The 14648-nt window shown below is 46.4% G+C and carries 11 protein-coding genes and 2 pseudogenes; 12 read left to right on the top strand and 1 reads right to left on the bottom strand.

Translation table 11 applies throughout. The features are described from left to right. Positions 1–39 precede the first annotated feature (39 nt). The 6 genes from NYE69_RS19555 to NYE69_RS19530 all read left to right on the top strand — a co-directional run bounded on the left by NYE69_RS19555 (position 40) and on the right by NYE69_RS19530 (position 9137). Positions 40–870, top strand: a complete 831-nt coding sequence (locus tag NYE69_RS19555) for an AraC family transcriptional regulator (protein ID WP_340927510.1) — start codon at positions 40–42, stop codon at positions 868–870. A gap of 297 nt (positions 871–1167) precedes the next feature. Beyond that, entirely contained in the window at positions 1168–3585 is a 2418-nt protein-coding gene (helD, locus tag NYE69_RS19550) for an RNA polymerase recycling motor HelD (protein ID WP_340927509.1), read from the top strand. Positions 3586–3758: 173 nt separating this feature from the next. Further along, positions 3759–4487, top strand: a complete 729-nt coding sequence (locus tag NYE69_RS19545) for a CAP domain-containing protein (RefSeq protein ID WP_340927508.1) — start codon at positions 3759–3761, stop codon at positions 4485–4487. A gap of 233 nt (positions 4488–4720) precedes the next feature. Further along, the gene (gene ppsA / locus NYE69_RS19540) at positions 4721–7342 is read left to right on the top strand and encodes a phosphoenolpyruvate synthase (protein ID WP_340927506.1); all 2622 of its coding nucleotides are present in this window, start codon (positions 4721–4723) and stop codon (positions 7340–7342) included. Positions 7343–7581: 239 nt separating this feature from the next. Beyond that, positions 7582–8340: a 3-oxoacyl-ACP reductase family protein gene (locus tag NYE69_RS19535; protein ID WP_340927504.1), complete on the top strand. Its 759-nt coding sequence runs from the start codon at positions 7582–7584 to the stop codon at positions 8338–8340. Positions 8341–8540: 200 nt separating this feature from the next. Next, positions 8541–9137 (top strand): TetR/AcrR family transcriptional regulator, encoded by a 597-nt coding sequence (locus tag NYE69_RS19530; RefSeq protein ID WP_340927503.1) that lies wholly within the window; start codon positions 8541–8543, stop codon positions 9135–9137. Positions 9138–9233: 96 nt separating this feature from the next. Here the strand turns inward: NYE69_RS19530 and NYE69_RS19525 are convergent, their stop codons facing one another. Next, positions 9234–10226: a helix-turn-helix transcriptional regulator gene (locus NYE69_RS19525; protein WP_340927501.1), complete on the bottom strand. Its 993-nt coding sequence runs from the start codon at positions 10224–10226 to the stop codon at positions 9234–9236. 110 nt (positions 10227–10336) lie between these two features. On the opposite strand from NYE69_RS19525, the gene NYE69_RS19520 reads away from it, so the two are divergent. The 6 genes and pseudogenes from NYE69_RS19520 to NYE69_RS19495 all read left to right on the top strand — a co-directional run bounded on the left by NYE69_RS19520 (position 10337) and on the right by NYE69_RS19495 (position 14646). Continuing rightward, positions 10337–10816 (top strand): GyrI-like domain-containing protein, encoded by a 480-nt coding sequence (locus NYE69_RS19520; protein ID WP_340927500.1) that lies wholly within the window; start codon positions 10337–10339, stop codon positions 10814–10816. 23 nt (positions 10817–10839) lie between these two features. Next, entirely contained in the window at positions 10840–11304 is a 465-nt protein-coding gene (locus NYE69_RS19515) for a phage tail protein (protein WP_340927499.1), read from the top strand. A gap of 373 nt (positions 11305–11677) precedes the next feature. Further along, a pseudogene (locus tag NYE69_RS19510) lies at positions 11678–12239 on the top strand (DUF1697 domain-containing protein). 277 nt (positions 12240–12516) lie between these two features. After that, positions 12517–12642: pseudogene (locus NYE69_RS19505) on the top strand (class I tRNA ligase family protein); the annotation flags it as partial. Positions 12643–12830: 188 nt separating this feature from the next. Next, on the top strand, positions 12831–13535 hold the full coding sequence (vanR, locus tag NYE69_RS19500) for a VanR-ABDEGLN family response regulator transcription factor (protein WP_340930444.1): 705 nt from the start codon (positions 12831–12833) through the stop codon (positions 13533–13535). A gap of 16 nt (positions 13536–13551) precedes the next feature. Then, positions 13552–14646 carry a sensor histidine kinase gene (locus NYE69_RS19495; RefSeq protein WP_340927498.1) on the top strand — a complete coding sequence of 365 codons (1095 nt, stop codon included), beginning with the start codon at positions 13552–13554 and terminating at the stop codon, positions 14644–14646. The last annotated feature ends 2 nt before the right edge of the window (positions 14647–14648 follow it).

The raw sequence follows: 14648 nt of genomic DNA, 5'->3' as shown, positions 1-14648 counted from the left end.
ATAATGTAACAACAGGTACGGAAGGGAGAGCGGAGCGGATTGGGAGATCTATATTTCGAGAATCATGCGGGTACTTTCGAGGTATCCCACCGGAAAGCGTTAAGCCACCATATGCCGGTGAGCCATTTTCACAGCACTTACGAAATCTATTATCTGATGTCCGGCAAGCGGGAATTTTTTATTCAGGACCGGACGATTACGATTAACGAAGGCGATGTCGTCATCATTGCTCCCAATATTCTGCACCGTACGACCAATGCGGAGCGGCCGAAGCATGAGCGGTTCATTATCAATATGCACGAGCGGTTATTTTCGCCGGACGGCGCCCACAAGGAGGCGCTTTGGCCTTTGCTGGATCGGGATTACCTGATCGTGAATGGCTCCTTGCGCAATAGACAACCGCTCGAAACGCTTTCCAGAGCGATTATTCAGGAGATTCGGGAACGCAGTAGCGGCTTCGAATTGTTTGCCCAGACGCTCGTCGTGCAGCTGCTCATCATGTGCTGCAGGCACTTCCGGCAACAGGATGCGGAGCTGCCGGCATCGCCAAGTCCGATGCATGAACGAATAGCGGAGATTGTCCGCTATATCAACGAGCATTACATGGAGGAATTGTCGCTTCATTTGCTGGCGGATAGATTTTATATCAGCCCGTATTATTTGAGCCGATCCTTCAAAGAAGCGACGGGCTTCGCGTTCGTAGAGTATGTGAACAGCGTACGGATCAAGGAAGCCATAAAGCTGCTTGAGAGTTCTTCCATAAAGGTCAACTTGATCGCAAGAAAGGTGGGGTTCGGAAGCGTGACGCACTTCGGTCGAGTGTTCAAGGCGGTCACGGGCCATGCGCCGTTGCATTATAGAAGGAAATAATAGTATACAATTTCCTGAAAAATTTTAAGGAGAGCGAGATAGATGCTCTACAAAGCAAAATAAGCTTTCTATAATCGCCCGAAAAGGGGGTTATGGAAAGCTTTTTGCCTATTGGTACGACACAAAAAAATAATTGAACGCAAAAAAGCGCTATGTTATAATCATTAGCGCACTGAAAAATCATGATAAACCGATATTTTATTTTCTATCCTAATTTAATTTTATACCGGTGACCTCTGATTTGTCAATGCTCTTTTTTATCCAGACTTGACTAAAAAGGAGTGTGTTCAGAAGAACATGGAAGCGAAGGAATGGCGGACAGAACAAGAACGGCTGGATCAGGTTAGGGAAAAGCTGAAAGCGAGGATGGACGAGCTGGAACCGAAGGTTGCCGGGCTGCACGACCAGGCTGGTGAGATTCGCAGGCGGTTCTGGGAAGAAGTTACGGTCAACACGGGCTCGGACGAAGAATTTGAGGAAACATTTTATACGATCAAACAACAGGCCGCGGTGTTATCTGAACGGGAGCGTGGCCTTCGGCTTCTGACGCTACAATGGAGAAGCTTAAAACGGCTGTTACCGTCTCCTTATTTCGGACGTGTCGATTTTCTGGAGGACGGTCTGAACCAGAGCGAGCAGATTTATATCGGTGTATCTTCCTTCGTCGATGAAGATGGATTGAGCTTCCTGGTGTATGATTGGCGCAGTCCCATTGCAAGTCTTTACTACGACCATTCCCCCGGTGCGGCCTTTTACGATACGCCTGGTGGGCAGATCACCGGTACGATGGAGCTGAAACGGCAGTATCAGATCCATGACGGACAAATCCGGAATATGTTTGATGCGAACGTAACGATCGGCGACGAGCTGCTCCAGCAAATGCTGGCCAAAGGCGCGGACTCGCAAATGAAGAGTATCGTATCCACCATCCAAAAGGAGCAAAACGCCATCATCCGAAACGAGAATAGCCGGCTGCTTATCGTGCAAGGGGCGGCCGGCAGCGGAAAGACCTCCGCAGCCTTACAACGTGTGGCGTATTTGCTGTACAAAAACCGCGATTCGCTTAAGGCTGACCAGATCGTTCTTTTCTCGCCGAATCCGATTTTTAACAGTTATGTATCCTCCGTCCTTCCCGAGCTCGGCGAGGAGAACATGCAACAAACGACTTTGCAGGAATATCTCGAATATTGGCTTGGTTCATCCTTACGTCTGGAGGATCCCTTCGATCAGATCGAATATGTGCTGACCGCACAATCAACTGCCAATGATGAGGCACGCCTTCAAGGGATGAAGTACAAGGCGTCCGAGGCTTTCTTGAGTGCCCTGGAGAACTATGCGCAGTGGCTGGGGCGGGAAGGTATGCTTTTCAACGGCATTCGGTTTCGGGACCGTGATCTGATCACCGCAGAGCAAATGAGATCGCAATTTTACAGTTACGACCCTTCCTTGCGCTTGGCCAATCGTGTCGAACTCCTGCAGAAATGGCTTCTAAAGGAACTGTCACTGCTGGAACGCCAGGAACGCGGGGCATCCTGGGTAGAGGAGGAACTCCAATATCTCGACAGCGAGCAATACGCGGAAGTTTTCGGCGAGCTGCACAGGGACAGGGAAGTCTTTGACATTGCTGAGCGTTACGCCGTAGTTTACGAGAAAATAAGCAAGAAGCGCCGGGGAGATGAAGGCGACTTTGACTTCGCCGAGCGGGAGGAGGATTTGCTCAGCCAAAGGATCGTGAAGATGAGCTTCAAACCGTTAAGGCAAAGTGTGAGGAAATTATCTTTTATCAATGTCCAAGGTCTATATTCCCAATTGTTTGGCGATGAAGCTGGTTACCGGGAGAAGACGAATGAGGCCGAGATCCCTGTTTTATGGTCTGAAATCTGCAAGCAAACCAAAGAAAAGCTGGACCGGCTCGAATTATTTTATGAAGATGCGACTCCGTATTTGTATTTAAAAGAACTGCTCGAAGGCGTGCGGACGAACACGGAGATTCGGCATGTCTTCGTCGATGAGGGGCAGGATTATTCGCTGTTTCAATATGAGTATCTTAAAAAACTGTTTCCTCGTGCCCGCATGACGGTACTCGGCGATTTCGGGCAGGCGATCTTTACGCAGTCTACAAACCTACAGGAGTCCGATTCGCCGCTGTTTCGGCTTTATGGCGAATCCGAAACAAGTTTGATCCGCCTGGTGCGCAGCTATCGTTCAACGCGGGAGATTGTGGAATTTACGAAGGAACTGCTCGCTGATGGGGCGGAAATCGTCCCCTTTGCAAGGAGCGGACCGAAACCTCTTCTTGTCAGGTTAGAAGGCGGGGAGGAGCGTGACGCGCGAATGTCGCAAGACATCGCGGCACTTAAAGCTGAAGGCTTCGACTCGATTGCCGTCATTACGAAGACTGCAGCCGAAAGCCGAACCGCCTTTGAATCATTACGGACGCAAGGAAGCGAAGCATTGCAGCTCATTACGAAGGAGACGGTTACCTTTGAGAAAGGAGCGGTGGTTATTCCCGTGTATCTCGCCAAGGGTATCGAGTTTGATGCCGTTCTGATTTATGAGGCTTCACCTCAAGTTTACGGCCGGGACAACGAGCGCAAGCTTCTGTATACCGCATGTACACGGGCCATGCACCGGCTTCAGCTTTACACAACGGGCGATTGGTCGCCGTTCGTGCAGGCATTGCCTGCGAATTTGTATGAGAAAGCAACATACTGACGGCTAATTGTGAAGCGGCTTCGATCCACCCGTATGCCAATAGCCTTGGTCATGAGTCGGCCAAGGCATTTTTGCTGATTATGTTAGTCTGTTCGTGTAAGAATAAATCGGGGCCCCGCCGGAAAAATTAAGTGCAGTTATTCATTACTTTAACGAACAGAGGAGATTGGAATATGGTAAAGTATATTTTATTGGCAGCAATATTGCTGGTATCGGGGTGTGCGGCCGGCAACAATACGGCGGGAAACAACACGGCGGGAAAGACCCCTTCAATGAAAGCTCAAACGGCTGCACCAACTCCTGTCACCACACAGGCGTCTTCAATAGCTACATCAACTAAGGCTCACGGATCGGTTAGGATAAAAGAAACTCCCGATGGATTTCCTTCCAATATAGGGGACTTCATTCCACCTGCCGGAAATCCGACAAACCCGGTACCTTCCAATCCGACCAATCAAGTTCCATCAAGACCAACGAATCCGACACCTTCAACGCCTTCACCTACTACAGGCACCACAGGACAAGCTCAGGATTCCTCCCAATTTGCGCAGCAAGTACTGGATTTGGTCAATAAGGAAAGAAGCAAAGCAGGTTTAGCCGCTCTCACCATGAGTCCCGAATTGTCCAATATGGCGATGGTCAAGGCACAAGACATGTATAACAATAACTACTTCGATCATAATTCTCCAACACACGGATCCCCGTTTGATATGATGAAGGAGTTCGGAATTACCTACAATTCAGCCGGTGAAAATATTGCCAAAGGGCAAAGCACCCCTACTCAAGTGATGAACGATTGGATGAACAGTCCGGGGCATAAAGCCAATATTTTAAACAGCTCCTATACCAAAATCGGTGTTGCTTACTACAATAGCGAGTGGGTTCAAGAATTTACGGGGTAATCCGGAACATAGGGGAATGCGCTCAGTATTAATTACACGCTAATCAAAAAAGAACCTGGGTAAATTCACCAGGTTCTTTCATATTGCACATCAACAGACACAATGATATAATTAGATCACGACTGACTTCTGTTTAAATGATATAAATATCTCATTTTACATTTTAATTGTAACACGCCGGTAAACTCTTGTCAAATGTTTTTTCTCAATTTAATGGTTAGGAGAGATGTGGAATGAGTTCGTTGGTTCTTGGCTTCAAGGAAATCGAAAAAACGCAGCTTTCGCTCGTTGGCGGAAAAGGGATGAATTTAGGGGAGTTATCCAAACTAAAAGGAATCCAAGTGCCTGAAGGATTTTGTGTTACAACCGCGGGATTTCAAAAAGCCATCGAACAAAACGAAACGTATCAAGCTTTGCTTAATCGACTAACCATGCTAAAAGCAGAAGATCGCGATCAAATCGGGGAAATCAGCGGAAAGATTCGGCAAATCATTTTGGACGTCGAAATTCCTTCCGATGTTGTGAAAGCAGTAGCTCACTGTCTATCCCAGTTTGGCCAGGAGCATGCTTATGCCGTGCGTTCCAGTGCGACTGCCGAAGATTTGCCGCATGCCTCTTTTGCCGGTCAACAAGACTCCTTTTTAAATATTATCGGCATCGATGCGATCTTACAGCATATCCGCAAATGTTGGGCGTCGCTGTTTACCGATCGCGCGGTCATCTACCGAATGCAAAACGGATTCGACCACCGTCAGGTTTATTTATCCGTTATCGTGCAAAGGATGGTTTTCTCGCAGGCGTCGGGGATTTTATTTACCGCCGATCCGATGACCGGAAACCGAAAGCTGCTGTCCATCGATGCCGGTTTTGGGCTTGGAGAAGCGCTGGTCTCCGGCTTGGTATCTGCCGATGGTTATAAAGTACGGGATGGGGAAATCGTCGATAAGCGGATAGCCACCAAAAATTTAGCGATCTATGGACGAAAAGATGGGGGAACAGAGACAAAGCAGATCGATCCTGATCGGCAAAACACGCAAACCCTGACGGATAAGCAAATTTTACAACTGGCAGGCATCGGGAGACGGATCGAAGCTTATTTCGGCCAGCCGCAAGATATTGAATGGTGTTTGGCTGACGGCACTTTTTATATCGTCCAAAGCCGGCCGATCACAACTTTATACCCGATCCCTGAGGCGAATGATCAGGAATATCACGTTTATGTATCTGTGGGTCACCAACAAATGATGACCGATCCCATGAAACCATTGGGATTGTCTTTCTACCTGTTGCTAACTCCTGCGCCCATGCGTAAAGCCGGCGGAAGGTTGTTTGTTGATGTTTCAACTATGCTGGCTTCACCTTCCGGCAGGGAGACTTTAATCCATGTTCTGGGAAAAAACGATCCGCTCATAAAAGATGCATTGACGACCGTCATAGAGCGGGGGAATTTTATAAAATCGGTACCGGATGACAAGGAAGAACGGAGTAACGGAAAAAGCAATCAAGGTCCGGCGCCTGCGGATTATCAAACCCTAAACGATTACGATCCGGCAATCGTCTCTGAGTTGATTAAGCAAAGTGAATCATCGATCGAGGAGTTAAAACATAAGATCCAAACGAAATCAGGAGCCGATCTGTTTGATTTTATCCTGAAAGATATCCAGGAATTAAGGGAGAGGAAGAGCGTATCTGATCCACGAAGCTTTGGTGTGATTATGACTGCTATGAATGCTTCATCATGGATCAATGAAAAAATGCTGGAGTGGTTGGGTGAAAAAAACGCAGCAGATACGCTGTCTCAATCTGTACCAAACAATATCACTTCGGAAATGGGTCTGGCGCTAATGGATGTCGCAGATGTGATACGTCCTTATCCGGAAGTCATTGACTATTTACAACATGTGCAAGATGATAACTTTTTGGATGAACTGCTTAAGTTGGATGGAGGGCAGGAAACTAGGGACGCGATCTGTGCTTTTCTGGGCAAATACGGAATGCGGTGCGCCGGAGAAATCGATATTACCAGACCTCGTTGGAGCGAAAAACCAATTACACTTGTCCCCATGATTCTGGGTAATATCAAAAACTTTGAGCCTAATGCCGCAAAGCGGAAGTTTGAGCAAGGGCGACAGGAAGCTTTGAAAAAAGAACAAGAGTTATTGAAGCGATTGAAGAAATTACCGGATGGCGAACAAAAGGCCAAAGAAACAAAACGAATGATCGACCTGGTCCGGAATCTCATTGGATATCGGGAATATCCAAAATATAGTTATATTAATCGCTACTTCGTTTATAAGCAGGCTTTGCTCAAAGAAGCCGAACAACTCGTGCAAGCGGGCGTTATTCGCGAAAAAGAAGATATTTACTATCTCTACTTTGAAGAATTTCACGAAGCCGTCCGCACCAATCAACTGGATTACCGGATCATCAGCCAACGAAAAGACGAGTACAAATTATACGAAAAGCTAACTCCACCACGTGTTATCACGTCTGATGGTGAAATCATCGCAGGGGAGTACAAACGAGAACATCTCCCAGCCGAAGCGATTGTGGGTCTGCCTGTTTCTTCCGGAGTGATCGAGGGACGAGCACGTGTCATCTTGAGTCTGGAAGATGCTGATCTGGAAGATGGAGATATCTTAGTCACCGCCTTCACCGACCCTAGCTGGACCCCCTTGTTTGTATCCATCAAAGGCCTGGTCACCGAAGTTGGCGGACTGATGACCCATGGAGCCGTTATCGCGCGTGAGTATGGCTTACCAGCCGTTGTCGGCGTGGAGAATGCCACCAAATTGATCAAAGACGGGCAGCGAATTCGCGTGCATGGAACAGAAGGGTACATCGAAATATTGTAAGGGTTAGTTCAATGAAGCGGCGACAGTTAAGGACTTGATGATTCGGTCCATAGGCTGTCGCTGTTTCGCTATTCAAGCCAGTCTAGAGCTTGCTGCAGCACTCCAATTTTATGAATGGATATTAGCCGTTAACGAGCAAAAAAATTACTTCTTGCAATTTTGAACCAAAAGGTACATAATAGTGCCATGCTCAATTATGAACCGAAAGGTTCAAAAATGAATGGAGAGGAGTTTTACATTTGAATACGACAAGCACAATGAATAAACCATTAGCCGGCAAAAAAGCATTGGTCACCGGAGGAGCTCGCGGCATTGGCGCAGCCATCGTGAAAAGGCTCGCAGAAGACGGCGCGTCGGTTGCTTTTACTTATGTCAGTGCGCAAAGCAAGGCAGATGAACTGGTACAAGAAGTTAAAAGCGCAGGTGGGCACGCTTTGGCGATTCGCGCGGACAGCGCCGATGCCGGGGCAGTGAAAGGCGCCGTCGAAGAGGCGATCCAAGCCTTTGGCGGTATTGATATTCTTGTAAATAATGCCGGCATTGCAGGTTTGAAGCCTTACGACCAATATACCCTTGAAGAATTCGATCAAATGGTGGCGGTTAATTGGAAGGCGGTATTCGTTGCCGTTCAAGCGGCCGCTCCGCAAATGACACAAGGCGGTCGTGTCATCAATATTGGCAGTGTGGCCGCCGACAGCAATCCATTCCCTGGAAACAGCCTGTATATCTCGACCAAAGCCGCGGTAGCCGGATTGACACGAGGGCTGGCGCGCGATCTGGCGCCTCAAGGCATTACAGTCAATAATATTCAACCGGGAATGACCGATACGGATATGAATCCTGCGGATGGTCCCTATTCTTCATTCGTAAAGGCGATCCCGCTAGGGAGACACGGAAAGGCATCCGAAATTGCCAGTATGGTGGCTTTTATCGCTTCGCCTGAATCCAGTTATATTACCGGAGCAAGCCTGAATGTCGATGGGGGCGGGAGCGTTTAACCACAAGCGTTTTCTTAACGAAGACAAAGTAAACGAGAAACAGACGATGTAAGCAAAAAGATCCAAACTGTCAGGAGATCGGATTGCCGCCGATCTTTCCGGGCAGCTTGGATCTTTTCATATTTTCCGAAATCATTGCAAATTCCGAGCTGTGTAGTAAAATATCACTTATCTGACATACGAAAAAGGGTGGGATGGTTATGGCAGCCGGACGTCCACGGGAATTTGACATTAAACAAGCGCTTGAGCGTGCCCTGAAGGTTTTTCGGCAAAAGGGGTATGAAGGGACTTCGTTGTCGGACCTGACCGAAGCCATGAAGATCAACCGTTCAAGCTTTTATGCCACTTTCGGCAGCAAAGAGAAACTGTTTCACATAGCGTTTGATTTATATATGAGCGAAGCGCCCATTCAAGCTTCCGTGACTGCGCTGAACGAACCGACAGCTCGATCCGTCATCGAGAAACTTCTTCGGGCAACGGCGGATTCGGTGGTTAATCCCGATTATTCTCCAGGCTGTTTATTAATCAAAGGAGCCCTTACGGGCAGCGAGGAATCCGATCCGATCAAACAATTATTGACCGATCAACGCGTTCAAATCGAACAAGCGCTAAGTACCCGGTTGGAGCAAGCCAAGAAGGATGGGGATTTGCCCGAGCACGCCAACCCTGCCGCCCTGGCCCGGTACGTTACAACCCTCGTGTACGGCATGACGGTCCAGGCCGTGAACGGGGCCAGCCGCGAAGATCTCGAAGAAGCGATCAACATCGCTCTGTTGGCATTGTCAGCATATGAATAATCGTGCGCCGAGGGGGGGATTGTCGGCGGACAAGAACTTGCAATTGGAGTTGTACGAGCTGTCGGCGTCATCAGGCATCTTCTCTAACATTTTGGTTTATTGGTTGATGATGCCTGGCCGGCACTGCCTAGGGCAGTATAAGTTTAATCTCTCATGTAACCCTTCCAAAACTTCTTCCGGCATCTCCCTGACCTTGATATCCCCACCTAAGAAAAGTAGCCAATTTATGATTTCGGTTAATTCTTCCGAATGATGAACATTGATAAAAGCCTTTAAAATGGCTGTGGTTTGGTAAGGATTTGTATAGGAAAGTGAAGCTTTTAAAGGATGGTATTTCTTAAACTGGGCAATCGCCTTTGGACCGAGTTCAAGGACAAGGTTGAAGGCTTCTTCCTGCTTGCTTAGTATTTCTAAAATCTTTTTCTTGCTCACCCTTTTTTTCGCAGGGTAGGGTTCTACATCGGTGAGATTGTCGACAGGAAAAATCCGCCTCTTTGCTTCCTTTAAGTCAAAGCCTTCAATGTGCCATAAGCTTTTTTCACGATAAAGGTGCAAGAGATAAATCGGATACGACTTTATTTCCTTCTCTTCTTCGATGGACACCAATAAATAGCTGTCCAGAAGCAGGATTTGGATGAGTTTTTCCAGCATGGGGTGGGGCAGGTCCGACAGATCAAGCAGGTCGGGATTATGGGGGTTGGTCCCTTCAAACAGCAATATTTCATTTAAAAGAACCAGGTCATCCTGCTGGTTTTCCGAGATCAGGCCGAGTAATTTTTCGGCTAAAGACTGACGGCTCTTAAGATAAGGGAGTTGTTGATTTCTCGTGGCCATAAAGGCAATAAACAGAGCTTTAATCTCATTATCGGTAAAGCGGACCGTGGGCAGGACCGAGTTGTTCATGACAAAATAACCCCCGTCCCTTCCGGCTTCAGCGACAAGCGGCATCCCCATGGCTTCAATCTCCCTGATATCTCTAATGGCTGTCGAGCGGGAGATATTGAATTCTCGCATGATTTCAGAAATGGTAAAATGGGCGCGATTGTTGATATACCGCATGATGATATTAATCCGTTCAACCTTTTTCATCGGGACCCCCTAAACGGTATCATTTTTTGACATGATTTATGGTTATTATAAACCCATCAAGTGAAAAGACAAATCATTTGATAAATTTAAAAAAGAGGAAGGTTTTGAATATGGCAAATTATACCCTTGAGGAAAAAGACAGCTTTACCGTTTTAGGTATTGGAATCGAGCTTAAGAGCGATTATACGGACTATGCCGGCATAAACAAGGAGAAAGCAGCCTTTTGGCAGGCAGTGAAACAAGATGGAACGCTTGACACTTTAAAGGCCATAGCCGAAAATGACTACATTTTTGCCGTGAACGAAGCGGTGAATAACAAGATGATGCACTATGCTGGCGTAATGAGCGAGGCCTCGCTACCGGAAGCAACCAGGGTTATTCAATTTCCTAAGGGGGAATACCTGGTTGTTAAAGGGGAAGGGAAGACGGCTGATGAGCTAAATAATACGCTTGCCGGCATTGCCTTTGGCCAAGCCTTGCCGGAAGCCAAGGATTTTGCCTATGTTGGCGGGCCAAATACATCGGTTGTGATGGGGCAGCGAAACGGTTTAGTATTTGGCGAAATGTGGATTCCTGTGGTTAGGAAATAAAGAGATCATAAGGGGGGATGAGCATGTCCTATATCGTTGATTTTAAAAATGTGTCTACGGTTGGCTTAGAGTCTTCACCCGTAGCAGAAGCGCTTGCCGGTTTACGTGCAAATGAAGCCCGTTACTTCATGAACAAATATAAGCATGAATTTACGGTTGTACCGGCTAGCGAAAGCCAGGAGACCCTTGATTATGTGAACCGGATTTTGAAAGAAGAACGTGATATTGAGTTTGCGGCCAAACCTTTAGAGACGTCGCGTTTTCAAGTGGAAAATATTAAAATGGCCTATGTCTTTTATGAGGATGGGCTTGGGCTCAATGTCATGTATACGATTGATGATCCTAAGAAGCGGGCCGTTGGTTTCAAGCTTTCCGAGGGGATGGAGGTACCCCGGGAGCTGGAAGGGAAGTTTAAGTTTGCCCGGCAGAAGTCTAAACTGGCCGGAACCATTCGGGGCTCCTTTTTTGTAATCAAAGGAGAATATTAAAGTAAACAAAACCGCCAATATTCATAAGAAATTTATGAATGATTGGTGGTTTTGTTTGTTCATTAGCAAGGGTCAAAGTTATTCTGCTGAATTTCCAACCTAAGAAGATATACAGGATATTGGAACAAACTTCATTGACAGTAACTGTCAGTGAAGTTACTTATAATCAAAATACGGAACATTAATCGTTAAGGAGGAAAACCAATGTCTATTTTCAAAATAGAATATAAAAACCCGTGTTTCGGAATTCCCGCGTCCATCTTGCCTGCTTGAAATCGATGGAATTGCAGTCATTGAGGACAAGGACTAAGTATATATCTTATAATCTATGGTAAAATGCGGAACTTTGAACAATATAGTCTGGGAGGCAATTATGGTCTATGTCGCATTACTCCGCGGAATCAATGTTGGCGGAAAAAATAAAATTGACATGAAGCTGCTTAAAAAATCTTTCGAGCACGCCGGTATGAACAATGTAGTTACATATATCAATTCAGGCAATTATCAATTCAGGCAATATTATTTTCACACACAATAGCCGTACCAAAGCACAAATATCACACATTCTGGAAATGTCTATTCAGGAAAACTTCGCATTACAAATCAAAGTACTGGTTCTTGATTTAAATGATATGAAAAGAATCATGGCTTCGCTCCCGGAATCGTGGACAAACGACGATAAAATGAGGAGCGACGTGCATTTTTTATGGGACGAAATTAATAATGAATCCGTGCTGGACAAGCTGGTCATTAAACCGGATATTGATACGGTGATATATGTCCCAGGAGCAATTCTATGGTCGGTTTCCAAGCAAAATGTTAGAAGAAGCGGCATGACAAATATTATCGGATCGGATATTTATCGACAAACAACGGTAAGGAACGTAAATACAACGCGCAAAATATATGAGCTTATGCTGGCATCGGAAAAGTAAGCACACCCAGAAAGCTCCGGTTGGTGAAAAGGAGCAAAGATGTTTCCTGCGAATATGGTCTCTGAGCCGCGCATCGAAACCCAATCCGGAAGTAGGTTGCGCCGGGAACCCGCACCCGTTATCGTGCTAGAGTATAACCGCGTCCTGCGGCGTACTTGAAGAGGTGAATGTCGCAAGACATTGATGAAACTGGGTGGTACCACGTGAGTTTAGACTCTCGTCCCTTTAGGGATGAGAGTCTTTTTGTTGTTTTCCTATAAAAAGGAGGTGAATTACCATGAGAAACATTTTTATCGGTGGAGCTTGGCCATATGCCAATGGTTCCCTTAACTTGGGAAGGCTAGCGAGTGTGCTGCCAGGGGATGTGCTGGCGCGCTACCACCGGGCGAACGGAGATTCTGTGAATATGTAGACTTGTTCGAGCCGATCAATTTGATCGGCTTTTTAAAATATCATTAAACGAGGCACAGCGAAGGAAGTGGGGTCCTTATGAAAATCTTAATAATTTCTCAAGCTGGAAGTCATAAATTTAGTTGCCGAATTTAGTAAAATAGGAGGATGTTGAGTTCTGCCGGAAAGGAGTTGAAAATGATGTGCGCTAAAGTTCTCGTTGTCGACGATGAACATGAAATAGCGGATTTAATAGAAGTGTATCTGCGCAATGAAAATTATGAAGTGATCAAGTTTTACTCTGCAAAGGAAGCTCTTGCCTGCATAGAAACGACGGAGCTTGACTTGGCCATTCTGGACATTATGCTGCCGGACATCAATGGCTTTATGCTTTGCCGGAAAATACGGGAACAGCATACCTATCCCATCATCATGCTGACGGCCAAAGATGAAGAGACGGATAAAATTACGGGGCTAACCTTGGGGGCCGACGACTACATCACAAAACCGTTCCGTCCGCTTGAGATGGTAGCGCGTGTAAAAGCACAGTTGCGGCGCTATAAAAAATACAATACGCCGCAGTCTGCGCCTGTCACTGAGCCTGTAATCGTCCATTCAGGTTTGGTTATGGATGTAAACACGCATGAGTGCCTGCTGAATGAACAACCTCTTGAACTGACACCCACCGAGTTTTCCATTCTCCGTATTTTACTGGAGCGAAAGGGCAGAGTGGTGAGTGCCGAGGAACTTTTTTCTGAGATTTGGAAGGACGAGTATTATAGCAAAAGCAACAATACGATCACCGTCCATATCCGCCACTTGCGTGAAAAAATGGGCGATACTGTAGAAAAACCAAAGTATATCAAAACCGTATGGGGGGTCGGCTATAAAATTGAAAAGCAATAAGAAGGGCAATTATGCAATGCTGAAGCGAAAAGCTTTTTTACAAATGCTGCTGATTACGGTCATTGCTGTTGTTACCGTCCTTTTGATGCGGGATATTTTGCGGGGACAGATTGGAGATCGCATCGTTCAATTCCTGATTTATACTTTTAATCTGAACAACTCCGATGCACTGCTCATCTATCATTATGTTTTTCGCAATAACTTAGATCTCATTCTGCTTCTTTTGACCCTGGTTTTTCTTGTCATCCTTTCTTGGTTCACGATCTCCTGGTTCACAAAACATTTTGATGAAATCAGCTCCGGCATGGATCGGCTTGTGGAAGATTCAGAGGATAGAATATCCCTCTCCCCGGAGATGGAATTCATGGAAAATCGTCTGAATACCATAAAGGACAAGTTGAAAAGACAGAAGAAGGCTGCTCAGGAAGCGGAGCAACGCAAAAATGATTTGGTCGTTTATTTGGCCCACGATATTAGGACTCCGCTTACATCTATAATTGGTTACTTGAGTTTATTGGGCGAGGCGCCTGATATGCCCGCGGAGCAGAGGACTAAATATACTCACATTACCCTCGACAAAGCCTACCGCTTGGAGGAACAAATCAACGAATTTTTTGAAATCACCCGGTACAACTTGCAGCAGATCAAGCTGGAAAAGGAAATGATCGACCTTTACTACATGCTTGTGCAAATGACAGACGAGTTTTATCCGATCCTCTCCGAAAAAGGAAATACAACCGTACTTCATGCCGACGAAAATTTGACCGTGTACGGCGACCCGGTGAAGCTGGCGCGGGTATTCAATAATATTCTGAAAAACGCGGCCGCCTACAGCTACCCAAACACGGAAATCGTTATTTCCGCAGAGGAAATAGAGGGTGATATAAAGATCGTTTTTCAAAATCAAGGCCATACCATTCCACAGGACAAGCTGGCCGCTATTTTCGAGAAGTTTTATCGCTTGGATGAAGCACGCACGGCGGGCACTGGCGGTTCCGGGTTAGGGTTGTCCATCGCCAAAGAAATCGTCACCCTGCATAGTGGAACCATTGTGGCCCAAAGCAAAGATAACACAGTTACCTTTACGGTCTCTTTACCCGTTACGTATTAGGA

The sequence above is a fragment of the Paenibacillus sp. FSL R5-0527 genome, from assembly GCF_038008055.1.
GTDB lineage: Bacteria > Bacillota > Bacilli > Paenibacillales > Paenibacillaceae > Fontibacillus > Fontibacillus macerans.
The sequence above is the reverse complement of the archived record's forward strand: the minus strand, read 5'-3'. Positions and strand labels throughout refer to the sequence as shown.